At 49.1% G+C, this 23,545-nt stretch carries 22 protein-coding genes and 1 pseudogene; 10 read left to right on the top strand and 13 right to left on the bottom strand.

The genetic code is table 11. The features are described from left to right. Positions 1–18: 18 nt before the first annotated feature. The 3 genes from hemC to E2B99_RS05855 form a co-directional block, all read right to left on the bottom strand. Positions 19–939: a hydroxymethylbilane synthase gene (gene hemC / locus E2B99_RS05865; RefSeq protein WP_134244020.1), complete on the bottom strand. Its 921-nt coding sequence runs from the start codon at positions 937–939 to the stop codon at positions 19–21. Positions 940–1,169: 230 nt separating this feature from the next. Next, positions 1,170–1,916 (bottom strand): LytR/AlgR family response regulator transcription factor, encoded by a 747-nt coding sequence (locus E2B99_RS05860; RefSeq protein ID WP_134244019.1) that lies wholly within the window; start codon positions 1,914–1,916, stop codon positions 1,170–1,172. A 49-nt stretch (positions 1,917–1,965) separates the two neighbouring features. Further along, positions 1,966–3,009, bottom strand: a complete 1,044-nt coding sequence (locus E2B99_RS05855; protein WP_166738997.1) for a sensor histidine kinase — start codon at positions 3,007–3,009, stop codon at positions 1,966–1,968. A gap of 186 nt (positions 3,010–3,195) precedes the next feature. Between E2B99_RS05855 and argH the strand changes: the two genes are divergently transcribed. From argH to E2B99_RS05840, 3 genes are all read left to right on the top strand, one after another. Then, positions 3,196–4,566 carry an argininosuccinate lyase gene (argH, locus tag E2B99_RS05850; RefSeq protein WP_240687751.1) on the top strand — a complete coding sequence of 457 codons (1,371 nt, stop codon included), beginning with the start codon at positions 3,196–3,198 and terminating at the stop codon, positions 4,564–4,566. A gap of 94 nt (positions 4,567–4,660) precedes the next feature. Next, positions 4,661–4,948: an oxidative damage protection protein gene (locus E2B99_RS05845; protein WP_134244016.1), complete on the top strand. Its 288-nt coding sequence runs from the start codon at positions 4,661–4,663 to the stop codon at positions 4,946–4,948. 297 nt (positions 4,949–5,245) lie between these two features. Beyond that, on the top strand, positions 5,246–5,551 hold the full coding sequence (locus E2B99_RS05840; protein WP_134244015.1) for a hypothetical protein: 306 nt from the start codon (positions 5,246–5,248) through the stop codon (positions 5,549–5,551). A 180-nt stretch (positions 5,552–5,731) separates the two neighbouring features. Here the strand turns inward: E2B99_RS05840 and phoU are convergent. Next, positions 5,732–6,448 (bottom strand): annotated as a pseudogene (gene phoU / locus E2B99_RS05835) (phosphate signaling complex protein PhoU); the annotation flags it as partial. A gap of 169 nt (positions 6,449–6,617) precedes the next feature. Further along, complete coding sequence (locus E2B99_RS05830) at positions 6,618–8,048, bottom strand: TolC family outer membrane protein (protein ID WP_240687750.1); 1,431 nt, start codon at positions 8,046–8,048, stop codon at positions 6,618–6,620. A gap of 588 nt (positions 8,049–8,636) precedes the next feature. On the opposite strand from E2B99_RS05830, the gene thiC reads away from it, so the two are divergent. The 6 genes from thiC to E2B99_RS05800 all read left to right on the top strand — a co-directional run bounded on the left by thiC (position 8,637) and on the right by E2B99_RS05800 (position 14,651). Next, entirely contained in the window at positions 8,637–10,526 is a 1,890-nt protein-coding gene (thiC, locus tag E2B99_RS05825; protein ID WP_134244013.1) for a phosphomethylpyrimidine synthase ThiC, read from the top strand. A 329-nt stretch (positions 10,527–10,855) separates the two neighbouring features. Beyond that, positions 10,856–11,482, top strand: coding sequence for an NUDIX domain-containing protein (locus E2B99_RS05820; RefSeq protein WP_240687749.1), 627 nt, complete (start codon positions 10,856–10,858; stop codon positions 11,480–11,482). 61 nt (positions 11,483–11,543) lie between these two features. Further along, the gene (gene cpdA / locus E2B99_RS05815; RefSeq protein WP_134244012.1) at positions 11,544–12,371 is read left to right on the top strand and encodes a 3',5'-cyclic-AMP phosphodiesterase; all 828 of its coding nucleotides are present in this window, start codon (positions 11,544–11,546) and stop codon (positions 12,369–12,371) included. 209 nt (positions 12,372–12,580) lie between these two features. Next, a complete protein-coding gene (dksA, locus tag E2B99_RS05810) occupies positions 12,581–13,126 on the top strand; it encodes an RNA polymerase-binding protein DksA (RefSeq protein WP_134244011.1) in 546 nt (181 codons plus the stop codon). A 6-nt stretch (positions 13,127–13,132) separates the two neighbouring features. After that, positions 13,133–14,083, top strand: a complete 951-nt coding sequence (gluQRS, locus tag E2B99_RS05805) for a tRNA glutamyl-Q(34) synthetase GluQRS (protein WP_134244010.1) — start codon at positions 13,133–13,135, stop codon at positions 14,081–14,083. Between the two features lie 91 nt (positions 14,084–14,174). Beyond that, positions 14,175–14,651: a hypothetical protein gene (locus tag E2B99_RS05800; RefSeq protein WP_134244009.1), complete on the top strand. Its 477-nt coding sequence runs from the start codon at positions 14,175–14,177 to the stop codon at positions 14,649–14,651. 48 nt (positions 14,652–14,699) lie between these two features. On the opposite strand, the gene E2B99_RS05795 is transcribed toward E2B99_RS05800, so the two are convergent. The 8 genes from E2B99_RS05795 to E2B99_RS05760 all read right to left on the bottom strand — a co-directional run bounded on the left by E2B99_RS05795 (position 14,700) and on the right by E2B99_RS05760 (position 22,071). After that, positions 14,700–15,020 carry a hypothetical protein gene (locus E2B99_RS05795; RefSeq protein ID WP_134244008.1) on the bottom strand — a complete coding sequence of 107 codons (321 nt, stop codon included), beginning with the start codon at positions 15,018–15,020 and terminating at the stop codon, positions 14,700–14,702. Further along, positions 15,001–15,309, bottom strand: a complete 309-nt coding sequence (locus E2B99_RS05790) for a hypothetical protein (protein ID WP_134244007.1) — start codon at positions 15,307–15,309, stop codon at positions 15,001–15,003. Before E2B99_RS05790 ends, E2B99_RS05795 begins: the two co-directional genes overlap by 20 nt. A gap of 171 nt (positions 15,310–15,480) precedes the next feature. Continuing rightward, positions 15,481–16,659: a putative lipid II flippase FtsW gene (gene ftsW / locus E2B99_RS05785; RefSeq protein ID WP_051526801.1), complete on the bottom strand. Its 1,179-nt coding sequence runs from the start codon at positions 16,657–16,659 to the stop codon at positions 15,481–15,483. Positions 16,660–16,684: 25 nt separating this feature from the next. After that, positions 16,685–18,046: a UDP-N-acetylmuramoyl-L-alanine--D-glutamate ligase gene (gene murD, locus E2B99_RS05780; protein WP_134244006.1), complete on the bottom strand. Its 1,362-nt coding sequence runs from the start codon at positions 18,044–18,046 to the stop codon at positions 16,685–16,687. 140 nt (positions 18,047–18,186) lie between these two features. Then, entirely contained in the window at positions 18,187–19,353 is a 1,167-nt protein-coding gene (locus E2B99_RS05775; RefSeq protein ID WP_134244005.1) for an acyltransferase family protein, read from the bottom strand. A 104-nt stretch (positions 19,354–19,457) separates the two neighbouring features. Beyond that, entirely contained in the window at positions 19,458–19,802 is a 345-nt protein-coding gene (locus E2B99_RS05770) for a DUF6587 family protein (protein ID WP_134244004.1), read from the bottom strand. Between the two features lie 113 nt (positions 19,803–19,915). Continuing rightward, positions 19,916–21,754 carry a ferrous iron transporter B gene (feoB, locus tag E2B99_RS05765; RefSeq protein WP_134244034.1) on the bottom strand — a complete coding sequence of 613 codons (1,839 nt, stop codon included), beginning with the start codon at positions 21,752–21,754 and terminating at the stop codon, positions 19,916–19,918. 14 nt (positions 21,755–21,768) lie between these two features. After that, entirely contained in the window at positions 21,769–22,071 is a 303-nt protein-coding gene (locus tag E2B99_RS05760; RefSeq protein ID WP_430981448.1) for a FeoA family protein, read from the bottom strand. A gap of 413 nt (positions 22,072–22,484) precedes the next feature. Between E2B99_RS05760 and xerD the strand changes: the two genes are divergently transcribed. Then, positions 22,485–23,465: a site-specific tyrosine recombinase XerD gene (xerD, locus tag E2B99_RS05755; RefSeq protein WP_134244003.1), complete on the top strand. Its 981-nt coding sequence runs from the start codon at positions 22,485–22,487 to the stop codon at positions 23,463–23,465. Positions 23,466–23,545 lie beyond the last annotated feature (80 nt).

Raw genomic sequence — 23,545 nt, 5'->3', positions numbered from 1 at the left:
CAATGGCGGGTACTGGCTTTAAGCATACAGGGCCGCAAGCAATTCCCCTGCTCCCTGTTCCAGCAAGCGTTGCGCCAGTTGCTGCCCCAGTTGCTCGGCCTGTTCAGGCGCCCCACTAATTTCAGCTTTTAATAATTGCTGTCCATCGGGACTACCGACTCTGCCCTGCATTGTTAGCTGATTATTTTCAAGCACGGCAAAACCGGCAATCGGCACCTGACAACCACCCTGCAAAGTGCGATTAAAGGCACGCTCGGCCCTAATGCAAATATTGGTAGCAGGATCGGATAATGGTGCAATCAGCGTCAGGACAGCCTGATCATTGCTGCGGCATTCCAGCCCTAGTGCGCCCTGTCCCACAGCAGGCAGGCTTAAATCCGCTGGGAGAATTTGCTTAATTCGTGATTCAAGCTGCAAGCGCTTTAGCCCGGCGGTAGCCAGAATAATGGCATCGTATTCACCAGCATCCAGCTTGCCCAGTCGCGTGCCGACATTGCCGCGCAAATCAATAATGGTTAAATCCGGGCGATAGGCCTGAATCTGGCTTTTACGGCGCAGGCTGGATGTGCCAAGGCGTGCACCTTGCGGCAAGTCATCCAGCGTTAAATACTGGTTGGACACGAAGGCATCAAACGGATTTTCACGCTCACAAATCACGGCCAGTGTTAAATTATCCGGCAAGTCCATAGGAACATCCTTCATGGAATGTACTGCCAGATCGGCACGGCCATCCAGCAAGGCATTTTCCAGTTCCTTGACAAATAAACCCTTGCCGCCGATTTTGGCCAGTGGCGTATCCAGAATTTTGTCACCCTGCGTCACAAACTTAACCAGCTCAACCGTCAGTCCCGGATGCAGTGCCTGCAAGCGTGCCTTGATGTGTTCAGCCTGCCACAGCGCCAGTGGACTTTGCCGGGTGGCAATTTTTAGGGTATTCATCAACTGGGTATCCTGTGGTTAAGCCTGTACGAGACATTGATAAGGGGTAGCATGCCAAATTTGCGTCACAGGCTCAAGTTATGGCGGCGGATGTCAACCAAGCGCCATTTTGCCAGTTAAGCCTAGACATAAAAAAACCAGACCCTGACAACACCAAGGTCTGGTACTCGCAAAGACTGTGCTGGTGCCTTTAAAATAACGGCTAAAACAACTGTCAGTGAACTGCTTTCTTAAATATGATGAATTTTTTCCCGTAATTGCGGTAAATGGCGACGGCTCACCGCCAGACGCTCATTAATCCCACGGCAGCGTACCTGATACTGGCCAGTGCCTACAAACTCCAGCCCTTCCAGATAAGGTATGGCTAGCAAGGCATTACGGTGAATCCGGATAAAACGGTCATGGAACTCGTTTTCAAGATCCTTGAGGGTTTCATCAATCAGTACCTGCCCGCCCGAATGGCGCACGGTGACATATTTCTGGTCAGCCAGAAAATAATAAATATTTTCAATGGGAATCAGCTCAACCCCACGATGGGTACGGGCAGCAATGTGTTTGCGGGCAGGACGGTCTGGCGATTCGCTGGCGTTCGCGTGCTGTTGCAGTGAATTGACCTGCGCACTGTTAAGCTTGCTGGCACGCTTTAGTGCATTTTCCAGTTGCTGCTGACTGATGGGTTTGAGCAAATATCCAATGGCCTGCGTGTTAAAGGCATCAATGGCATGCTGGTCAAATGCAGTCACAAAAATTACGGCTGGTGGCACGTCAAGATCAAGCAAGGCCTGAGCGCACTGAATCCCGTTCATTTCGGGCATGCGGATATCCAGCAATACCACATCAGGGCGATGTAGCCGAACCTGTTCCAGTGCCTGAAATCCATTACTGGCCTGGGCAACCACCTCGTGGCCTGCCACCTTGACCATACGCGACAAGCGCTCTCGTGCTAATGGTTCGTCGTCACAAACCAAAATATTCATGCATTCCTCCTTGCAGCATTGATTATCCTTGAAATAACCAATGTTTTTTTTATTGTTCCACGTGTGGATAATTTAAATATGTCGTAAATAATCCATTGGTTTGATGCGTTTGTAACCGGGCCTGTTTCCCGTAATACGCCTGCAATCGCTCCTGAATATTGTCTAGCGCCATCCCATTGCCAGCTCGTATGCCTGTTTTACCAGTTTGACACGGATTTGTCACCACGATTGTGACATCTTTGGCATTCACCTCGATTAAAACACTAATTGTACTACTGTGACTAAAGCTTTCAACGCCATGATAAATCGCATTTTCCAGCAGGGGCTGCAAGGTAAGTGACGGAATATTCACATCATACAGGTCATCCTCATCGGGCAGTCGCCACTCCACCTGTAAACGATCTCCCAGCCGGATGGATTCAATATCCAGATAGCTTTTGCACAGCATAACTTCATCCAGCAAACTAATTTCACCACTGGCATTCAGGCTGGCCCGAAACAGGCGCGACAGGTTTTCCACCATGTGTTCAGCCTTGGGCGGGTCAATCTGGATCAGGCTTAGCACACTATTCATGGTATTAAACAAAAAATGCGGACGAATGCGGGCCTGCAATGCCTGAATTCGCGAGAGCAACTCGGCCCGGTGACGCTTGATCATTTGTTCGCGGACATACAGGTAGCGCATAATCACCATGCCAAGGCAGCCGCCCAGAATCAGGTGATACAGCACGCGCCACCACCACGGATGCTGCACGTCCAGCGCCCAGGCCAGCCCGATATTGCAGACGATGGTTGTGATCGCAATAATGCCTTCCAGCAGCACAAAGCTCCAGATCACCGCCTCAAGCCGTGGCCGGGTACGCAGCCAGCCACGCAGCAGGTCGGCCAGCCAGGCAAATGACACTGTCACCCAGTTGACAAAAAACACGTACTGGGCCAGTCCACTCCAGTGCAGGCCCGTCAAGCTCTTGGCTTCAATTAAAGCCAGAATCACCGCCAGCAGATTGGTACTGACCAGCAGCTCCAGCACAGCACGGTTTTCGGTAAAATCCGGTAAAAAAAACGCATCCTTGTTTTGTATAGGGTTACGCATCGGCGTACTCATGGATGCCGAGGCTGATCTTTGCGCAGGATTTGCTATAATCGGTTTTATTTTGCCTAGCCTTAGTTTGCTGATACCCATATGACCGCACCCTCTCAATCCGCTGAACACCAATCTACTGCACACCAATCCACCGGGGAAAGCGCTGTTAATCCTGCTGAGCATGCGACCTCAGGCATGTGGGGCGGCCGTTTTAGTGAAGCGACTGATGCCTTTGTGGCTGAATTTACCGCATCTGTGCAATTTGACCAACGCTTTTATAAGCAGGATATTGCCGGCTCCATCGCCCATGCCACCATGCTGGCCTCGGTTGGCGTGCTCACCCATCAGGAACGCGATGACATTATTGCCGGGTTAACCGCCATCAAGGCTGATATTGAAGCAGGCCGTTTTGAATGGCGCATTGACCTTGAAGACGTGCACATGAATATTGAAGCCCGTCTGACTGACCGAATTGGCATTACTGGCAAGAAATTGCATACTGGCCGTAGCCGTAACGATCAGGTCGCCACCGATATCCGCCTGTACCTGCGTGATGAAATTGATGAATTACTGGGTTTGCTAAAAAAACTGCAAAGCGGCATTTTGGGTCTGGCGGCCAAACATACCGATACCATCATGCCCGGCTTTACCCATTTGCAAACCGCACAGCCGGTTACTTTTGGCCATCACCTGCTGGCATGGTTTGAAATGCTGGTGCGTGACTCCGAGCGCCTGATTGATTGCCGCAAGCGGGTGAATCGCATGCCACTGGGTTCGGCAGCACTGGCGGGAACTACTTATCCCATCAACCGGGCCTACACTGCCGAGCTACTGGGCTTTGAAGCCGTCTCGGAAAACTCGCTGGATGCGGTGTCTGACCGTGACTTTGCCATTGAATTTAGCAGTGCAGCGTCTTTAATTATGATGCACCTGTCGCGCATGTCTGAAGAACTGATTCTATGGACATCTGCCCAGTTCAAGTTTGTACAGATTCCGGATCGCTTTTGTACCGGTTCATCCATTATGCCGCAAAAGAAAAACCCGGATGTACCAGAGCTGGTGCGTGGTAAAAGTGGCCGCGTATTTGGTGACCTGATGAGCCTGCTCACCCTGATGAAAGGTCAGCCACTGGCCTATAACAAGGACAATCAGGAAGACAAGGAACCATTGTTTGATGCGGTGGATACCGTGCGTGGCTGTCTGCTGGCATTTGCTGACATGATTCCTGCGCTACAGCCCAATATCCCGGTAATGCGTGAAGCCGCGCTGCGTGGTTTTTCAACGGCTACCGATCTGGCCGATTATCTGGTGAAAAAAGGTATTGCCTTCCGTGATGCCCATGAGATTGTCGGCAAAGCAGTTGCTTTAGGCGTACGTGAAGACAAAGATTTATCTGAACTGTCACTACAGCAGCTCCAGCAATTTTCTGACAAGATTACCGATGATGTATTTGCCGTCCTGACACTGGAAGGTTCGGTGTCCGCACGGGATCATATTGGGGGTACTGCACCGGCACAGGTAAAAGCTGCCATTGAGCGCGCCCAGCAGCGAATTGCACAGCTTTAACCGCTTCCCAATCTTTTCTTGTTAAAGGTAGAAGTTCCCTCTTTACCAAAGAGGGTCCAGGCTAGTTTTAATAACCACCATATAGAGAGATGACATGACCCGCACCGTATTTTGCCGAAAGTACCAAAAAGACATGGAAGGGCTGGAATTTGCACCATTCCCCGGCCCTAAGGGACAGGACGTTTTTGAGCATGTGTCCAAGCAGGCCTGGCAGGAATGGCTAAAGCACCAGACCCTGCTGATTAATGAAAAACGCCTGAATGCCTTTGAACCGGCTGCCCGTACTTTTCTGGAAGAACAACGCGAAAAGTTTTTCACCAATCAGGACGTGGAAAAAGCCGAAGGCTGGACTGAAACTCAAGACAAGGGCAATTCAGCCTGATTGAGCGGCTTATACGACTAAAGTTATAGGCCATCTTTAAGTGGTTTTATACAAGCTAGACTACCAAAACAGACCAAGTGGTCTAGCTTTTATTTGATTTATATTCATTTTATTTTCCTTTAATTATTAGAGTATTGGCTCTACATTTTTATCATTTTTTGCAGGCCTATTCAGCTTTAAAAGCAAGACGTGTGATTGATTTCACCAGTCATATTATTTATTTGTCATTGATCACAAAATACTCTATATTTCGCACAAATTTTAGCCATTCCTTGCCATGCTTTTGGAGCTGTCGTCATGTTAAAGCGTTTTTTGTTTGTTGCCAGTAGTCTGGTTCTTGCCACCAGTGCTGCCGTTGCTGCCCCTGTTGAAGCAACCCTCACGGGTCTGGACTGTAGTGGCGATTATTGCCAGCTGGCTTTTACCGCCAATAACAAGGCACAGACAGCCATTTGCGCGGATGATACCTATTGTGAAGAATGGTCTGAACAGGAAGCTGTACCAGCCAGCGTTAAAGCCAAGACTGCCAAGTTAACGATTGAAAGCCAGCATCTGGAAGATCTGAATGCCAATGCTGATGTTGTCACCAAGATTGAGTTTTAAGTATTTGGTTTATCCTTCATAAGCCCAGTAAAAAAGCCCGCGGTCTATCACAAGCCACGGGCTTTTTTATGGCTTAAATTCAGCTAGCTGTTTGAGCCATCAGCTGTTTGAGCCATCAGCTGTTGAACCAGTACCATTTGAATCAGCAGCACTATTCCCATTGCCAGCATAGTTGTCACCATGAATTTTCTTTTCAATGGCTTCATAGCTGGTGTGGCGCACATCAAGTCCTTTCACCATGTAAATGACCTGTTCGGCAATATTACGCGCATGGTCACCCACACGTTCCAGCGAACGCAAAATCCATAGCACGTTAATGACCCGGCTGATATGGCGCGGGTCTTCCATCATGTACGTCATGAGGGTACGGGTTGCGGATTGATATTCGCGGTCAATATCGGCATCGGCCTGCATGACCCGCAAAGCCTGCTCGTCATCCAGACGGGCAAAGGCATCCAGCGCTTCATGGATCATCACCCGCACCTGATTGCCAATATGCCGGGTTTCCATGTAGCCACGCGGCGATTCCCCTTCTTCACACAGGGTCTGTGCAATGCGGGCAATCTTGGCTGCTTCATCGCCGATGCGCTCAAGATCAGTATTGGCCTTGCTAATGGCAATCACCATACGCAGATCACTGGCTGCCGGATGACGACGTGCCAGAATCAGGGTCAGCGCTTCATCAATCTGGGTTTCCATCTTGTTGACGATCTGGTCTTCATACTGCACTTTAAGCGCCAGCGCAGCATCAGTTTCCAGCAAAGCATGGATGGCATTGGCCACCTGTTGCTCCACCAGTCCGCCCATACTCATGAACTGGGTGTTCACGTCTTGCAGGTTTTCATTAAACTGGGAGGAGATATGGTGATTAAACACCGCTTTATTGGTGGTAGGCATAAACAAACCTGTTCAATTTTTTAGCAAATATTACAACAAAATTTAATGACATTTTGATGACAGTTACCCTGCCATCTCTCGTCCTAACCCTGCAACCCAGCCTCATTGACAGACTGGATCATGGAATACTACCAGTGGCCATGGTTTGAGCAGATGGCGTTGCTGGTACTTATTGATCCGTTGATGGCTTAGTTACTGAGGCATTCCCAGCAAGGGAGTTGTCCAGCCACTGATTGATTTCTGCCAGCGCATCAGTATCCAGTTGTCCTGTGGCATGTTTTAGCCGCAGCATATTGAGCACATAATCATAGCGGGCATTAATATAATCCTGCTCGGCAGCAAAGGAATTACGCTGCGCCAGCAACACATCCACCATGGTACGCAGTCCCAGATCATAGCCGGCCTGCGATGATTGCGCGACCAAGCGGCTGGACTGCATGGCTTGCTGGCGGGCTTCAATGCGGGCACGGTCGGTATTTAAGTTAATGAATGAGGAGCGCACCGAACCGGTAACCTGCCGTTCAGCCACATCAATCTGGTCACGTGCGGCAATCGCCTGATAACTGGCTTGCGTCACCGCAGTCTGGGTTCGGCCACCACGGTATAGCGGCAGGTTGAGTTCCAGCCCAATGGCACTGCTGCGGCCATTGTTGCTGATCAGGCTCTCCGGAGTTTGCTTGTTCCAGCCCGTTTGTGCCACCACATCCAGTTGCGGGTAATAGCCGGACTGCTGGATTTTGCGGTTTTTCTCGGCAACCTGGTATTGCAGGCGCGCCTGACTTAGTTGCGGATTTTTTTGCTTTGCCAGATCAACCCAGGCCTGAATCTGATTGGGCACGGGCGAGACAGCTTCAAAATCACTGCTAAGTGGCGCCAGATTTTCGGGCGTATTGCCCAGAATAATGGCCAGATTTTCCTGCGCATTAATCACCTGGTTTTCACCAGCAATCCGGTTAGCCACGGCATTCTGGTACTGGGCCGCCGCTTCACTGACATCCGTACGCGCCACCACGCCTTCCTTAAAGCGCGCCTGCATCATGTTTAATTGCCGCTGTAGTGCTGTTTGTTCGGCGTTCAAGGTGGCAATCAGGTTTTGTGCACGCAATACCTCAAAATAGGCTTCGGCTACCCTTAAAATAAAATCTTGCTGGTCACTAATAAAACGGCTGTCGTTTAGGCTGGTAGCAACCTTGGCCTGCTGGTACTGCTGCCACAAGTCCATGCGAAACAGGGGTTGTCGAACAGCCAATGCCGCCTGACGGCTGGTAGATGCCGAAGAATTAACTGGCTGGCCCAGCAACATATTGCCTTGCGGATTGTCTGACTGGAAACGGTTACGGTTAATGGCACCTGATAAGCCAACGGTAGGCAAAAGTCCACCCAGTGCCAGCCGTTCCTGCTGCTGATCAGCCAGATACTGGTTTACTGTGACCTGCCAGCTGGGATCATGCGCCTGTGCCTGCCGATAGGTTTCCAGCAAGTCCTGTGCAAACGCGGCGGTACTGGCTGAGGTACTCATCAGCGCCAGCAAACATCCCCAGAATAACTTTGATTGTCCCGACCATCCTGACCGGATTTTAGCTGCCTGTTTTTTCATCATGTCACATGCTATTCATTTCATTGTTGTGGAGCCTATGCCGCGCCAGATTATCAGGATCGCTATCATCTATAGAACGATCGTTTTCAGAATGCCAGCCAACTGCCTGATACAGTGGAACTGCGCCCGAAATAGCTACCGTTGAACGAACAATCAATGGCGTTTTGCATACCGTTTTTGTTTTGTGCAACTGTCATGGACAATTGATCAATTAACCACTAATCTACAGCACATACCGCTTGACGGAGCGCCTGTGGAACAGGCTGAGATTATACACACTACTCACTTGTGCAGTATAAGTACCGTTGAACCTGAGCGAGGGTTAAGCAGAGCTACTTCGTCTTGCGAAGCGATGCTTCTCATTTGTCCGAGCGCAAGAAAAAATCTTTGATTTTTTGCGAGGGTAAATAAGCTTAAAACACTATTTTAAGCCTTGGCCTGAGCAGCACAAAAATTTCGGGTTTTCGTCTTGTCTGGTTAATACCAGCGTAGGAATCAAGCAGCACTAGATGACTAGTGTACCTGATATTTTTTTATGGTTTTGCTTGATCCTCCTCCTTTCCATGTGACACGACAGAAATGGATCCTGCCATGAACCAACTCACTACCCCGCAGCCTGCGCTTTCTCAACACGAGCGTGAAGCACAGGATTTAACCCGCATTTTACCCGCCTCGCGCAAAGTCTATATTGAAGGTTCAACGCCGGATATTCGCGTGCCCATGCGCGAAATCAGCCTGACCGATACCCCAATTGGCCTGAGCAATGGCGAAAAAGGCAGTGAAAAAAATCCACCGGTACTGGTGTACGACACCTCCGGCCCCTATACCGACCCCAATGTCAAAATTGACCTGACCAAAGGCCTGCCCGATTTGCGCGGCCAATGGATTGATGCGCGTGGCGATACCGAAAAACTGTCCGGCCTGTCCTCCGAATTTGGCCAGCAACGCGCACGCGACATTAAAACCGCCGACCTGCGCTTTGCCCATATTCAAAATCCGCGTCGCGCCAAGTCTGGCCAGAATGTCACCCAGCTGCATTATGCACGTCAGGGCATCATCACGCCGGAAATGGAATATATTGCCATCCGTGAAACCCAGCGCCAGTATGAAGGGACAGACAATCGTCAGCATGAAGGCCAGAACTTTGGGGCACGTTTGCCCAAAATCATTACGCCCGAATTTGTGCGCAGTGAAGTCGCCGCAGGCCGTGCCATTATTCCTGCCAACATCAACCACCCCGAAGCCGAGCCAATGATTATTGGCCGTAACTTTCTGGTGAAGATTAATGCCAATATTGGCAACTCGGCACTGGGTTCTTCCATTGATGAAGAAGTGGCGAAAATGACCTGGGCTACGCGCTGGGGTGCAGACACCATCATGGATTTGTCCACAGGCAAAAATATCCATGAAACCCGCGAATGGATTATCCGCAACTCGCCGGTGCCAATTGGTACAGTACCCATTTATCAGGCACTGGAAAAAGTCGATGGCGTGGCCGAAGACCTGACTTGGGAGATGTTCCGCGACACCCTGATTGAGCAGGCCGAGCAAGGCGTGGATTACTTTACCATCCATGCCGGTGTGCTGCTGCGTTATGTGCCTCTCACTGCCAATCGCCTGACTGGCATTGTGTCGCGCGGCGGTTCGATCATGGCACAATGGTGTCTGGCGCATCACAAGGAAAATTTCCTGTATACGCATTTTGATGAAATCTGCGAGATCATGAAAGCCTATGACGTGTCGTTTAGTCTGGGCGATGGCCTGCGTCCCGGCTGTATTCAGGATGCCAATGATGAGGCCCAGTTTGGCGAATTGCGCACCCTTGGCGAACTGACCCAAAAAGCCTGGAAGCATGATGTACAGGTGATGATTGAAGGCCCCGGCCATGTGCCCATGCACATGATCAAGGAAAACATGGACCTGCAACTGGAAGTTTGCGGTGAAGCACCTTTTTATACCTTGGGGCCACTGACTACCGATATCGCTCCCGGTTATGACCATATTACCTCGGCCATTGGCGCCGCCATGATTGGCTGGTACGGCACGGCCATGCTGTGTTATGTCACCCCCAAGGAGCATCTGGGTTTACCGGACAAAAAAGACGTCAAAGATGGCATCATTACCTACAAGATTGCCGCGCATGCCGCTGATCTGGCCAAGGGCCATCCGGGGGCACAGGTGCGTGACAATGCACTGTCCAAAGCCCGTTTTGAGTTCCGCTGGGAAGACCAGTTTAATCTGGCGCTGGACCCCGACACTGCCCGCAGCATGCATGATGAAACCCTGCCCAAGGATGCGCATAAATCAGCGCATTTCTGCTCCATGTGTGGCCCCAAGTTCTGTTCAATGAAAATTACCCAGAACGTCAGGGACTATGCTGCAAAACAAAATCTGAGTGAGGAAGACGCGGTACAGGCAGGAATGGATGCCATGTCCGAGGAATATCACAAGCAGGGCAAGCAACTGTATAAGGAAGTTTAAACAGCTTGACTCCAAGATAACATTTACTATCGTGAAGCGTCAGTCGCGTTGTTTGAGACAGGACTAATTCTGTAGTGTACCGTTTCTGCGATGCATAGGATTGATGACAGTAGTGTTCGAGTTTGCGGCTCTTGCGCTGCTTTAGCCGCAGCTCAGGTTTTGCCCTTGCGCTACGCTCATCCCGCAAGACTTGCGCGGCAATGCCGCTCAGGTCGAGCCGAAGGCTAATTCAACCATTAGCTCATAAACCGCAAGCCCCTGCCGTGCTCACTCTATTTTTAACTAAATTTTAAGTTCAAAATAAAATCATTTTTATTTGAGGATAGACTATGTCTGCTCCCAACAATCCATACCTGATGTTTTCAACCAACGACGTAGAGATATTAAGCCGCAATATGGTTTATTCCGGTTTTGCCAAAATTGAACAGCTTGAAATCCGCCATCGCCTGTTTGAAGACCAAAGCTTTAGCAAGCCCATTCAACGTGAGCTGGTCAGACGGCCAGAAGCTGCTGGTGTATTGCTCTATGATTCCAAACAGCAATTGTTTGCCTTAATTGAGCAGTTCCGGATTGGCGCGATAGAGGATAAAGACAGCGCCTGGCAACTGGAAATTGTGGCAGGATTGGTGGATGAAGGCGAAACGGCTGAACAAACCGTAATCCGTGAAGCACTGGAAGAAGCCGGCACACAGATTGAAAATCCGCAGTTCATCTTCAGTTTTTATCCGTCTGCCGGAGCTAGTAATGAATTGTTTCATTTATATGCCGCAGATACAGAACTAAGTCACACAAACCAGATTTTTGGTGTCATGGACGAGGCAGAAAATATCAGGCTACACGTGCTAAAATATGAGCAGCTACATACATTGTTAAGTCAGGCTACATATTTAAAAAATAGTCCGATGATTATTGCCCTGCAATGGCTGGCAATGCAGTGTTCTCCGGCAAAACAGTAGCCCGTCAGGTATCAGGCTGCACCAGTACGCATAATACAGCAGGCAGGAGGCGGGTTCCGTTGTGATTTATCAGGTTGAAATTCCGGCTTCGGTGTTATCGCAAGAACGTCCCCTTCGTCTGGTGCAATGTTCAGACATGCACCTGTTTGCCGATCCGGCTACCAAACTGCTGGGACTCAATACCCAGCACAGCTTTCAAAGCGTCATTGAGCTTATCCAGCAACAACAGCCCAACATTGACCTGCTACTCACCACGGGTGATATTGCCCAGCAATCCTCGCCTGAAACCTATCAGCGTTTTTTAGCCACCATGCAGCCGCTACGGGCACCGCATTTTTGCATTCCTGGCAACCACGATCTGGATGAAGCTTATCATTCCGGCTTGCGCATCAACCAGCTGCCTTGCGAAGTCATTATTGGCAACTGGTGCTGTATCCTGCTGGATTCTACGGTTGACCATGAAATTGCGGGCAGCTTTAGCAACAGCACGCTTGAATACCTGCAACAGGCGCTGGAACGTCAGCGCAACCGCCATGTGCTGATTGCCCTGCATCATAATCCGATTGCCGTAGGGTGCGAATGGCTGGATCAGCATATGTTAAAAGCCAGTCAAACTTTTTTTGACATAATACAGCCCTTTAATAATGTTAAACTGGTGATACATGGGCACGTGCACCAGCGCTTTGAGCAGGTGTATGAACAGGTCAGTTATCTGTCCTGTCCTTCGACCTCTCTACAGTTCAAGCCTAGGAGTGCCAAATTTACCCTGGACACCGTGAACCCAGGTTATCGCTGGCTGGACTTGTACGCCAATGGCTATTTTGAAACTGATGTCTGCCGGGTGGAAAATTTTAATTTTTATATTGATTATCAAAGCAATGGCTATTAAAGCACTGGCGTTACAATAATAAAGCAGCCAAACCTACACGCTTTTTAGCAAGACATTACCCTTGTTTACGAATTAAACTATCAACTTTAGCCGAATCTCTATATGATTCGTGCGCTTTTGCAACGGCTGGTCGATATTTTTGCTTGAAGGGTTGCATATTACCCCTGTTTTTGCGTATAGATAACACGTGTTTGATGAGGATGCCCATAATGGCTATTGAGAACCAAGATTCTGGAACAAACGGACAAGTTGCAGCACTGGCTGACATTACAACACCAGCAGCAAAGCGTGGCCGCAAACCAGCAACAAAGAAAACAGATAAGGCCACTGGCGATGTCCCTGCAGGCTTATACGGGATTGCCCCTTATCAGCCCGGTGCCAAAGAAGAATACATGTCGCAAGGGCAATTGGAGCACTTCCGCAAGATTCTGGAAGCATGGCGCAATGAGCTGATGCAGGAAGTGGATCGCACCATGAGCCACATGCAGGATGAATCGTCTGCCCTGCCGGATATTAATGACCGCGCCACCCAGGAAGAAGAATTTGCCATTGAGCTGCGCACTCGTGACCGTGAACGCAAGCTGATTCGCAAGATCGAACAATCGTTACAAGCCATTGAAGATGAAGACTATGGCTATTGCGATACTTGTGGGATTGAAATTGGCCTGCGTCGTCTGGAAGCGCGTCCAACCGCAACCCAGTGTATTGATTGCAAGACACTGGCTGAAATCAAGGAAAAGCAAAACCACGGTTAATTCTTGATGAGTCAAGATACAGAAAAGCATAGCTTTTCTCTTGCGCAGCGGCAAAACGATGTTTTGTTTAATCGCTGCTCATATAAGGGCCGGTTTGCGCCATCGCCAACTGGCCCTTTGCATTTTGGTTCACTGCTCACCGCGCTGGCCAGTTATTGCGAAGCCAAAGCACACCATGGCCAGTGGCTGGTGCGGATTGAAGACACCGATATTCCACGCATTCAGGCTGGTGCAGAAACAGCTATTTTAACCGCGCTGGAAGCGTTTGGCTTTGAGTGGGATGAAACAGTGGTGCGCCAGCAGGACCGGCTGGAATATTATGAACAGGCACTTGAGCAGCTTAAAGCCAGTGGCCTGATTTATGCCTGCCAGTGTAGCCGTAAGCAGCTTAGTGGATTAGGTGGCTCAAACGGCTTAGGCACCTATCCGCAAACCTGCCGCACTTTAAACCTACCGTTTGAACAGCATGCCATTCGCTTAAAAACCATAGATCAAACCATTTGCTTTGATGATCTCATTCAGGGCTATTGCTGCGAAAACTTAAGCCAGACCACGGGCGACTTTGTACTCAAACGCCGTGATGGCATTATTAGCTACCAGTTGGCTGTGGTGGTGGACGATGCATTGCAAGGCATTACCCATGTGGTACGCGGTGCCGATCTTCTGGACAATACGGCACGACAAATCTGGCTTGGGCAATGCCTTCATGTTCCCCAGTTAAATTACTGCCATATTCCATTGGCAATGAATGATCAAGGGCAGAAACTGTCCAAGCAAAACCTGGCCAAACCGTTAGATTTAAGGCAAGCGCCGCAGTTAATTCAGCAGGCATTGCAGGCGCTGAATCAAGCGGATGTTGAGGTGGATAGTCCTCAAAGGATGCTGGTGCGGGCAGTGAATCAGTGGGATATGGGGAGGGTTTCTAGGCAGGGTCAGTTACAGGGTGTGTTTGAGTAGATATCGTTAAATATTTGAAAATACTGTCATCAAGTATAATGATTAGTAAAAATTAATACTCTGAAATTATTGCATTGAATTAATTAAGGGAATGATGAAACTAATTCACAAGTTTGAAATCTTTGCTGAATACTTTCAATTTATACTAATGGATGAATCATCCGAAGATGATTTTAGTGCAGTCTGGAATGACGAGGCATCTGAAAGAATGCTAGCTGTTGGTGAGACATCTGTATGTCTCGGCACGCTGCGCAACATCACAGTTCCCATAGCAATTCACGTTAGCCAAACAGAACCACAAATCAATATCCAAGAAGTCGACCATGCAGTTTCAGCCTCACTGAATATCCCAAGTGGTCGCCTCGCGATCATGAGCTGTACTGACTACCTTCCCAATGCCGTACGTATAGATCTACTAGCTGGCACATATCACTTAATGTATCTTGTCACAGGATTAGATAGCATTACTGACGAAACAGCACCAGCTGATGACCATTATATTATTCATATATGGCCCGGCTCGCCTCAAGAACCAACTTTACTCAAGCATTGGCGATCACATATCTAAAAAATTACTCAATGACTCTACAATAGCTCTCTACTGTTAGACAAATAGTTATGCTGTCGTCATATCTCCTATCAACTTCCCATACCGTAAACAAGCGACTTCATGTGCTTCATGGCGCACTTCCAATTGCCATTCCTTAATCCATGCCTGAACTGCTGGTAAAGCGCGTAACCTTGCGGCATAAGGCAGTGCTGGCTCACTGAGTTTGAGCTGATGGGTTTCTATACGTAATGCAACAGGTACAAAAAATGCATCTATACCAGTAAAACTATTTCCTGCTAAAAACTCGCCACCAAAACCGTTTAACCCTTCCCCCCATAACTCATCACTATTCATAAATATCAAATTATTAATCTTTCCATAGTTCAAAATTTTTGCCTTCTATTTTAATCAGGTCTCCGGACTGCATTTCAATTTCTAGAGACATCAACCCATTTTCTAGTGATAGCGGCCCATTAGAACTATTAATTGATATACTTTTTCCCCAATCATTTTTTTGAGAAACGTCAAGAGTAGTAAAATCCTTAATAAGTATTCTTGCTTTCCCTGTATCATATAAAAGTTCAATTTCAATTATTGCTTGCTGCCAATTTATATAGAAGCCAATTAAAGACCAGTCATGCAAATGGAACTGTTTTCCTTGAGATTGTTTTAACATTCTATGTTTTCCTATATTTTATAATCCTGTTATATCCTTATTTTTTGATTTATCTATCGTATTAATCATTAAATCCATAATTTTACCTTTCGATCTTTTAGCCCTCAATCATCACCTTAAAAAATAAAAGGCAGCAATTGCCGCCTTTTATCATGATTACTGCTAACTCAATTAACGCTCACGAACCGTTGCGGTTTCACTGGTTTCCCGTTCAATGCGCAAAATTACACCAATCATCATCAGCGATACCACCAGCGCCGTACCGCCATAACTGATAAATGGCAGGGTCAGGCCCTTGGTGGGCATCAGTCCCATGTTCATGCCGCCATTTACGCAAATCTGGATCACAAAAATCACCGAAATACCGTAAGCCAGATAGCCTGCACGCAGGTGATTGTTTTTCAGCGCCAGATAACCAATGCGCATGCAGGCAGCCACCATTAAAAATGACAGGGTAAACAAAATCGAAATGCCCACAAAACCCAACTCTTCGCCTACAATCGCCAACATAAAATCGGTATGTGCTTCCGGCAAATAAGACAGCTTTTGTACGCTATGTCCTAGGCCCGTACCTGTCCACTCACCACGACCAAAAGCAATTAAACTTTGCTTGAGCTGGTAGCCATCGCCCTGTTCATCAGCCCAAGGATTGGTAAACGACAGCAGGCGCTTTACCCGCCACGGTGAAGCCAGAATGGCAACTGCCACGGCACCCACTGCCGTCAGCAGCATGGCGCCAAACTGCTTGGGCGGGGCACCAGCCAGAAAGAACACTGCCATCATGCTGCCAACAATTACCACCGACGCACCAAGATCCGGTTCCAGCATAATCAGCAGCAGCACGCTTCCCATGGGAATCAGCAGGCGCAACAAGCCTTTGAGACTAAAGCGGATTTCATCGGAACGCCGCACCACGTAATCGGCAATAAACAGCACCATGACAAACTTGGCAAATTCCGAGGGCTGAAAGGTAAAGCCGGGCAAGGTAATCCAGCGTTTGGAACCGTTCACCTCCGGCAGCATCAGCACCACAGTCAGCAAGCCCAGCGCCATCAGCCACAGTAAAATGGTGTTTTTAAACCAGTAACGCAGTGGCACGAAAAAGGTAGTGGTGAGTGCAATCGCACCCAGCACCAGATAAATCATGTGGCGTTTAATAAAATACAGTGGCTGGTCGTTAATGTAATCGCCATACGGCATGGACGCCGAAGTAATCATCACTGTACCCAGACACAGCAGGCTGATCACGGTAAACACCAATAGGCGTTTGGCGGTGATTTCATCCATTAACGCGGGTGTTGTAAAAGTAAACTTGTTGTTTTGCCACCACTGGCGTAAGGCAAGTTTCATGGTTCAATCCTGTAACAATGGCGACTTATTTGGCGCTATTCACTAATGTCTTGACGCACTGAATGAACTGCTCGCCCCGATCCTGATAATTTAAAAACATGTCAAAACTGGCGCAGGCCGGTGACAGCAATACCACATCACCCGGCTGTGCCAGACTATCAGCAGTTTCTACCGCCTGTTGCAAACTGGTGACATGAATCACCTGCACCTGGGCAGCAATGGCCTGTTCAATGTGCGCAGCATCTTCGCCCATTAAAATGGCAGCCCGTGCATAACGGCCCAATGCGGCAGCCAAGGGTTTGAAATCCTGTCCCTTGCCCTCACCACCCAAAATCACCAGTAACTTGTGCTGCTGGGCAGCCAGCGGTGCGCCAAGCCCTTCAATGGCTGCCAGGGTAGCGCCTACATTAGTGCCTTTAGAGTCATTGTAAAACCGCACATTATTACTGCTTTGCGCCACAAACTCACAGCGGTGCGGCAAGCCCTTAAAAGTTTTTAAGGTTTGCAGCATGCTTTCCAGCTCTAAGCCGATGGATTCACCCAGCGCCAGTGCAGCCAGTGCATTGGCAATATTGTGATTGCCCTGTATCGGCATATCCGCAGCATTCATCAAACGGAATCGGCCACGTGCCAGCCAGGCGGTTCCATCTCCATCACGCAACACGCCATACTGGTTCATGTCAGGGGCATTGAGGCCAAAGCTGATACTGCCAATCTGGTCAGGCACCAGCGGACGGGTTAAACCATCATCACGGTTAAATACAAATTTCTGGCAATTCTGGAAAATCCGGTGTTTGGCCTGATGATAACCCAGCATGTCGCCGTGACGATCCAGATGGTCTTCGCTCATGTTCAGGATCACAGCAACGGCTGCCGACAGGTTGGACGTAGTTTCTAACTGAAAACTGGACAGCTCCAGTACAATCAATTCAGGGTCATCATTTAACAAATCCAGTGCTGGCGTGCCCAGATTGCCACCCACCGCCACACGCTTGCCCGCCTGTTTGGCCATTTCACCGACCAGTGTGGTCACCGTACTTTTGGCATTGGAACCCGTAATGGCCACAATCGGCACATCGGTGGCGCGGCGTAACAACTGGATATCGCCAATAATTTTAGCCCCATGCTGTTGCGCTTCCAGCAACTCTGGCAGTTTAGGATCAAGGCCCGGACTTAAAATAATTTCTTCAGCCTTGTTCAGCAGGTCAGCATCCAGCCCGCCCAGCGAACATTCCACCCCGGAAGGCACATCTGCCAGTCCTGGCGGCTCCATGCGGGTGTCTGTCACTGCCACCGGATAGCCAAGCCCAATCAGGTGCCGGACAACCGATACGCCTGTTTTGCCCAAACCTGCCACGACCCGTAGCCCACCGCGCTGAATCAGCATGTTCTACCCTCTTGTATGCCAAATCTATGAAAGTGGAAAATGGTATCATTCCCGGCAGGCTTTGCGGGGGTTTAAACCGTAAAACAGCAAAGATTTTTTATGTTGCAGGGCATCGAAAATACCTTCACCGTCAGCTATTTTTACTGACTGGTTTTTGCCTTTTGCCTGATCCAGCCATTTAAGGGAATGGAATAAAACCGGCCAATGGTAAAAGCCAGCATGAAAGTTCCGGTCAAAAACACCAGCAGCAATAGCAGCTTTTCATTACCTTCCACTGTCGCCGGTGGAGCTACGACCTTGATGAGACCTAAAATAATTAAATGAAACAGGTAAAGCTCATAGCTATAGCGTCCTAGTATACAAAGGGTTCGTTTTAACACGCCCTGTTTTGCTATTTGGGTTTGCGTGCTGAATTTATTGTCCTGATGCTTATTTTGCAAGCTGCCCAGAATTAAAATGGCCGTACCGCAGGCCATCAGGGTAACTCCCAGCGTATTGGTTTCTTTAATGGGCGCATATAAATAAAACAGCGTCATGCCAACAAGAGTCAGTCCCTGCACCATCCGGCGCTGGAAAAAAGCCAGATTAATCCGGTTTGCCAGTAAGGCAGTTGCGCAACCAATGGCAATGCCATCAAAACTGGCCAGATAGCCGTAGAGGTAAGCTTCGCTGTCTTCGCCAAAATGCAACCAGCGATATACGGGCGCTGCCAGCACAAAAAAGCCTAAAAACAATGCAAACTGCCGCGATGTTTTTAAACCTAAACAGACTAAGGGAAAGGCCAGATAAAACACTTCCTCAACCGATAAAGACCACAGCACGCCCAAGGCATAATTGACCCAGCCATATTGAATAATCAGCTGATTCATCCACAAGGTAAGTGCAGCCAGATTAGTCATGGCAGTAGACACTTCAATCCCATTCGGTGCCTGATTATTAAATGGCTTTAGCCCCAGCATGCCTAAACTATTTACCATCAACAGCAGCAATAACAGGCAGGGTAAAATCCGCGCAATGCGTGACCAGTAAAATGTGCGGATATTTAAATGATTTAAAGAATGCCAGCGGCCAAGGCTATGCGAGGTAATTAAAAACCCGGAAATCACAAAAAACATCGTGACGCCATAATTGCCATTACGGGCAATGGCGGTGATCAGGCTTTGCCCGGCAATATCAACGGACAGCCAAGTATCATGCAATTTGTAGGGAATATTAAAATGGTGCAGTAACACGAGCAGAATAGAAATCCCGCGTAACACATCAATTCGGGCGTTACGGTGTCGCAGCGTATTATTGGAATTGTCCATGTATGGCTCAGTTGATTAAAAAATCATAAGCTGATTTTTTAAAATTATTCAAATATTAAGTTCTTAAGGGTAAAAATTACTTTTCCCAATCCAGAAAATCAGGTTTAACGCCACTGCACTGGCTGCTCTTTTACATCATTTAGTTCAGGCATTTCTGTTTCGCACGCAGTCTTTGAACTATTCGTCTTTGAATTATTCGCAGCTGAACTATCGACGCTACAGTCTGAACAACCGGCAGAACAACCGCTTTGCGCTGCTTTTGGCATCAGCCAGCCACTTAACCGGACAAAACGTTTACTGGCAAGCCATAGTGCCATTGCCTGCTGCCATTTAAAGCTGGTTTTGGGCATAAAACGCCGTAGCACCACATAGCAGCTCCACAGCAGTAGCCCGGCAATAATCAGATATTGCACCAGATTTTGCATCAAACCTTGTGTGACATCAGCCATGATTTACTCCATGCTTGCTACAGTTTAAGTGGGCATTTGAAACACTTTTACCCGATGCTCAACCTGATTACCAAACGGGAATCAGCTTAAACACTTTCAAACCAAATACCCTACTAGCCCCAGTAATAGTGGGCCACCTGATACGTCACCAATGAGGCCAGATAGGCCAATCCAAACAGATAGGTGGTCATAATCGCCACATAGCGCCATGATCCGGTTTCACGCTTCACCGTTGCCAGTGTGGCCAAACATTGTGGCGCAAAAATGAACCACACCAGCAAGGCCAAACCTGTGGCCAGACCCCAGCCATGCTCGCCGGTAATGTACTGACCCAGACCCTGTGCAATGGCGTCTTCATCACCGGACATGGCATAGACCGTGCCCAGTGCAGCCACCACCACTTCACGCGCAGCCATGGCGGGAATCAGGGCAATACAGATTTCCCAGGTAAAGCCCAGTGGCGCAAAAATTGGCTGAATCAAATGCCCCAAACGGCCTGCCAGACTGTAATCAATAGCAGGCATGGTGGCATCAACCGGCGGCTGCGGAAAAGTACACAAAAACCATAAAATGACGGTCAGGGCAAAAATAATGCCGCCCACCCGCTTGAGGAAAATAGCGCCACGTTCGTATACACCCAGCAGCACATTGCGAAAATCCGGAATGCGATAGGTGGGCAATTCCATAATGAGCGCATGTTCGCTCTTGTCACGGCGCAAGAGCTTGATCACATAAGACACCAGTAGCGCACTGACAATTCCGGCAAAGTACAACCCAAACAGCACCAACCCCTGCAGGTTAAACAAGCCCCATACCTGCGTAGACGGAATAAATGCGCCAATCAGCAGTGCATACACTGGCAAGCGCGCCGAACAGGTCATTAAGGGCGCCACCATGATGGTGGTGAGTCGGTCACGCGGGTCATTGATGGTCCGGGTGGCCATGATGCCGGGAATGGCACAGGCGAAACTGGACAGCAGCGGAATGAAAGCCCGGCCACTCAAGCCTGCCTTAAACATCAGCTTGTCCAGCAAAAAGGCCGCACGTGGCAGGTAGCCGGTTTCTTCCAGCACCAGAATAAAAAAGAACAAAATCAGAATTTGTGGCAAAAACACCACCACACCGCCTGCACCCGCAATAATGCCATCCACCACCAGACTGCGCAGCAGATCATTGCTGATGTAAGGCCCGGCCACTTCAGACAGCCAGCCAAACCCGGCTTCAATACCATCCATAAATGGCGCAGCCCAGGCAAATACCGCCTGAAACACCACAAACATTAAAATGGCCAGCGACAGCAAACCCAGCACCGGATGCAAAAACAGCCGATCCAGCATTTCGGTACGGCGATCCCGGAAATCCGGAATGATCACGGCACTTGTTAGAATCCGGTTCACTTCGGTATGACGATCCAGTTGCTTGACTGGGGTCGTGGGCTTAAAGTCAGCCTGTTCCAAGGTTTGCAGCAGGTCGTTGATACCGCTGGACTTCACAGCCACGGTTTCTACCACAGGCACACCCATTTCCTGTGCCAGCTTTTGGCGATCAATCTGGATACCACGCCGTTTGGCTTCATCCATCATGTTTAGCACCAGCAGCATAGGCCGACCTAACTGGCGGATTTCCAGCGCAAAACCCAGATGCAGGCGCAAGTTAGTGGCATCCACCACACACACCAGCAGGTCAGGCACTTTTTCACTGGCCAGCTCGCCCAGGCACACCGCGCGGGTAATGGCCTCATCGGGACTGGTGGCATCCAGACTATAAGCGCCCGGCAAATCCAGAATCCGCACCTGCCGCCCCGAAGGTAACTTTAAAAAGCCTTCCTTGCGCTCAACGGTAACCCCGGCATAATTGGCCACTTTTTGCCGCGCGCCAGTTAAATGGTTAAACAGTGAGGTTTTGCCGCAGTTGGGATTGCCCACCAGTGCAATATTATTTATGGATGACATAGTTTCAACTGCGCTCATGCCTTAACCTCAACCTGAATCCGGTCTGCTTCGCTCCGGCGCAACGCAAAGCGGGTAAACCCAATCTGTACCAGTACCGGATCACCACCAAACAAGCCCAACGCCAGTACGGTCACTTGTTCTCCGGGAATAAAGCCCAGTGTTTGCAGGCGTCGACCAATGGGATCAGCATGAGGAGGCGATGCGGAATCCTGTAATACTGAATCCCGCATCGTGGTTGTCGTGGCAGGCGTTACGGCGCTGGTCACGGCAGTAATAATTGCCTGTTGATGCCGTTTAAGCTGGGAAAGTCGCACCATGATCTTCCAAAAGTTAGATTTTCAAAACATCAGTAATTCAAAGCGCCAGTGATCCCAAGCATGATCTGGGCTATTGGCTGCCCTGCAATAATTTGAATTTGCGGCAGCAACAGCAAAATAGCGCCACTCTCAAAATGAGAATAATTACTAATCGTTAAGTGTAATCGCTTACACCTTTAAATCCTACGAAAAAAATGACTTTGTTTACAAAATCGGCGGATGCCAGCGGCTTTTTTAAGTTTTGTTTAATAGGTTTTTAGGATTGAAGCTGTCTTTATTACTATTGCTCAGACGGCCAGTATGATTGGCAATTTCCAAATCATGCAACAGCCAACTTAGCCAATGATCACGTATGGCGTACTGATTGCCAGAAAGATTATAGTAAGCCATCTGTCGTTTTTAGTGTGCTCACCATGCCTGCTTCATCCACCACTGCCTTAGTCCGGCCTGCTGCCCGCAAGGCCGCGCCACGCAAAAGTGTGGCCAAGGCACCTCGCCTGCCAACGCCGGTTAAGCTGCCAGAACATGCGCCGTGGCTACAGCAGTTTCGTGAATACCTGATTGGCCAGGCGGTTAGCCCACATACGCGCAATGCTTACCTGTCTGATTTGTGCCAGGCACAAGACTTTATTGATACGGCGCTGCCAGCATGGAGCAAGCAGCAGGTGAGTGAATATCTGCTGTTTTTACATCAGCAGCAAAAAAGCCCGCGTTCCATTTCACGGGCGTTATCGGCATTGCGCCAGTTTTTTAAGCATCAGCGTGAACTGGGCCTGCGTGAAGACAACCCCACGCAGGAACAAAAAAACCCGCAGCAGGGCCGTCCCTTGCCCAAGGATTTAAGTCAGGCTGATGTTGAAGCCCTGCTGGATGCACCGGATATTAATACCCCGATTGGCCTGCGTGACCGTGCCATGCTGGAAGTGCTGTATGCCTGTGGGCTACGCGTGACCGAGCTGATTGGCCTGCCGCTGGATGCCCTCAACCTGCGTGCCGGTTTTTTACGGGTTAAAGGCAAGGGTAACAAGGAAAGATTGGTGCCACTGGGTGATATTGCGGTGGAATGGCTGGAAAAATATATCCAGCATGGCCGTTCTGCCCTGTCGGCGCAGCAGCATGACGGGGTGTTTTTAAGCTCGCGCGGTGGCTTGATGACGCGGCAAAACTTCTGGCATAGCATCAAGCGCTATGCGCTACACGCCAATATTCAAACTGAATTGTCACCGCATACCCTGCGCCATGCCTTTGCCACCCATTTGCTGAATCATGGCGCCGACTTGCGTGCGGTGCAAATGTTGCTGGGACATAGTGACCTCTCCACCACACAGATTTATACCCATGTGGCACGCGCCCGCTTACAGGAACTGCATCACCAGCATCATCCACGTGGTTAAGCCCTCAGCAGCCGTATTGGCATATTTGCTCACAGAAAAATCCGGCCAGTGCTGCTGCAAAATCAAGCGCAAAAAATGGT

This window comes from Alkanindiges illinoisensis (assembly GCF_004377485.1).
In the GTDB taxonomy this organism is placed as follows: Bacteria; Pseudomonadota; Gammaproteobacteria; order Pseudomonadales; family Moraxellaceae; genus Alkanindiges; species Alkanindiges illinoisensis_A.
This window is presented reverse-complemented; position numbering and strand designations above follow the sequence as displayed.

Excerpts from the sequence above, each read along its gene's own strand:
- E2B99_RS05830 (WP_240687750.1), bottom strand. The coding sequence starts at position 8,048 with ATGATGAAAAAACAGGCAGCTAAAATCCGGTCAGGATGGTCGGGACAA.
- E2B99_RS05760 (WP_430981448.1), bottom strand. The coding sequence starts at position 22,071 with ATGGTGCGACTTTCCCAGCTTAAACGGCATCAACAGGCAATTATTACT.
- feoB (WP_134244034.1), bottom strand. The coding sequence starts at position 21,754 with ATGTCATCCATAAATAATATTGCACTGGTGGGCAATCCCAACTGCGGC.
- thiC (WP_134244013.1), top strand. The coding sequence starts at position 8,637 with ATGAACCAACTCACTACCCCGCAGCCTGCGCTTTCTCAACACGAGCGT.
- murD (WP_134244006.1), bottom strand. The coding sequence starts at position 18,046 with ATGCTGATTCAGCGCGGTGGGCTACGGGTCGTGGCAGGTTTGGGCAAA.
- E2B99_RS05790 (WP_134244007.1), bottom strand. The coding sequence starts at position 15,309 with ATGTTAAAACAATCTCAAGGAAAACAGTTCCATTTGCATGACTGGTCT.
- E2B99_RS05840 (WP_134244015.1), top strand. The coding sequence starts at position 5,246 with ATGTTAAAGCGTTTTTTGTTTGTTGCCAGTAGTCTGGTTCTTGCCACC.
- E2B99_RS05860 (WP_134244019.1), bottom strand. The coding sequence starts at position 1,916 with ATGAATATTTTGGTTTGTGACGACGAACCATTAGCACGAGAGCGCTTG.
- hemC (WP_134244020.1), bottom strand. The coding sequence starts at position 939 with ATGAATACCCTAAAAATTGCCACCCGGCAAAGTCCACTGGCGCTGTGG.
- argH (WP_240687751.1), top strand. The coding sequence starts at position 3,196 with ATGTGGGGCGGCCGTTTTAGTGAAGCGACTGATGCCTTTGTGGCTGAA.
- gluQRS (WP_134244010.1), top strand. The coding sequence starts at position 13,133 with ATGAGTCAAGATACAGAAAAGCATAGCTTTTCTCTTGCGCAGCGGCAA.
- dksA (WP_134244011.1), top strand. The coding sequence starts at position 12,581 with ATGGCTATTGAGAACCAAGATTCTGGAACAAACGGACAAGTTGCAGCA.
- E2B99_RS05855 (WP_166738997.1), bottom strand. The coding sequence starts at position 3,009 with ATGCGTAACCCTATACAAAACAAGGATGCGTTTTTTTTACCGGATTTT.
- xerD (WP_134244003.1), top strand. The coding sequence starts at position 22,485 with ATGCCTGCTTCATCCACCACTGCCTTAGTCCGGCCTGCTGCCCGCAAG.
- ftsW (WP_051526801.1), bottom strand. The coding sequence starts at position 16,659 with ATGAAACTTGCCTTACGCCAGTGGTGGCAAAACAACAAGTTTACTTTT.
- E2B99_RS05845 (WP_134244016.1), top strand. The coding sequence starts at position 4,661 with ATGACCCGCACCGTATTTTGCCGAAAGTACCAAAAAGACATGGAAGGG.
- E2B99_RS05800 (WP_134244009.1), top strand. The coding sequence starts at position 14,175 with ATGATGAAACTAATTCACAAGTTTGAAATCTTTGCTGAATACTTTCAA.
- E2B99_RS05770 (WP_134244004.1), bottom strand. The coding sequence starts at position 19,802 with ATGGCTGATGTCACACAAGGTTTGATGCAAAATCTGGTGCAATATCTG.
- E2B99_RS05775 (WP_134244005.1), bottom strand. The coding sequence starts at position 19,353 with ATGGACAATTCCAATAATACGCTGCGACACCGTAACGCCCGAATTGAT.
- E2B99_RS05820 (WP_240687749.1), top strand. The coding sequence starts at position 10,856 with ATGTCTGCTCCCAACAATCCATACCTGATGTTTTCAACCAACGACGTA.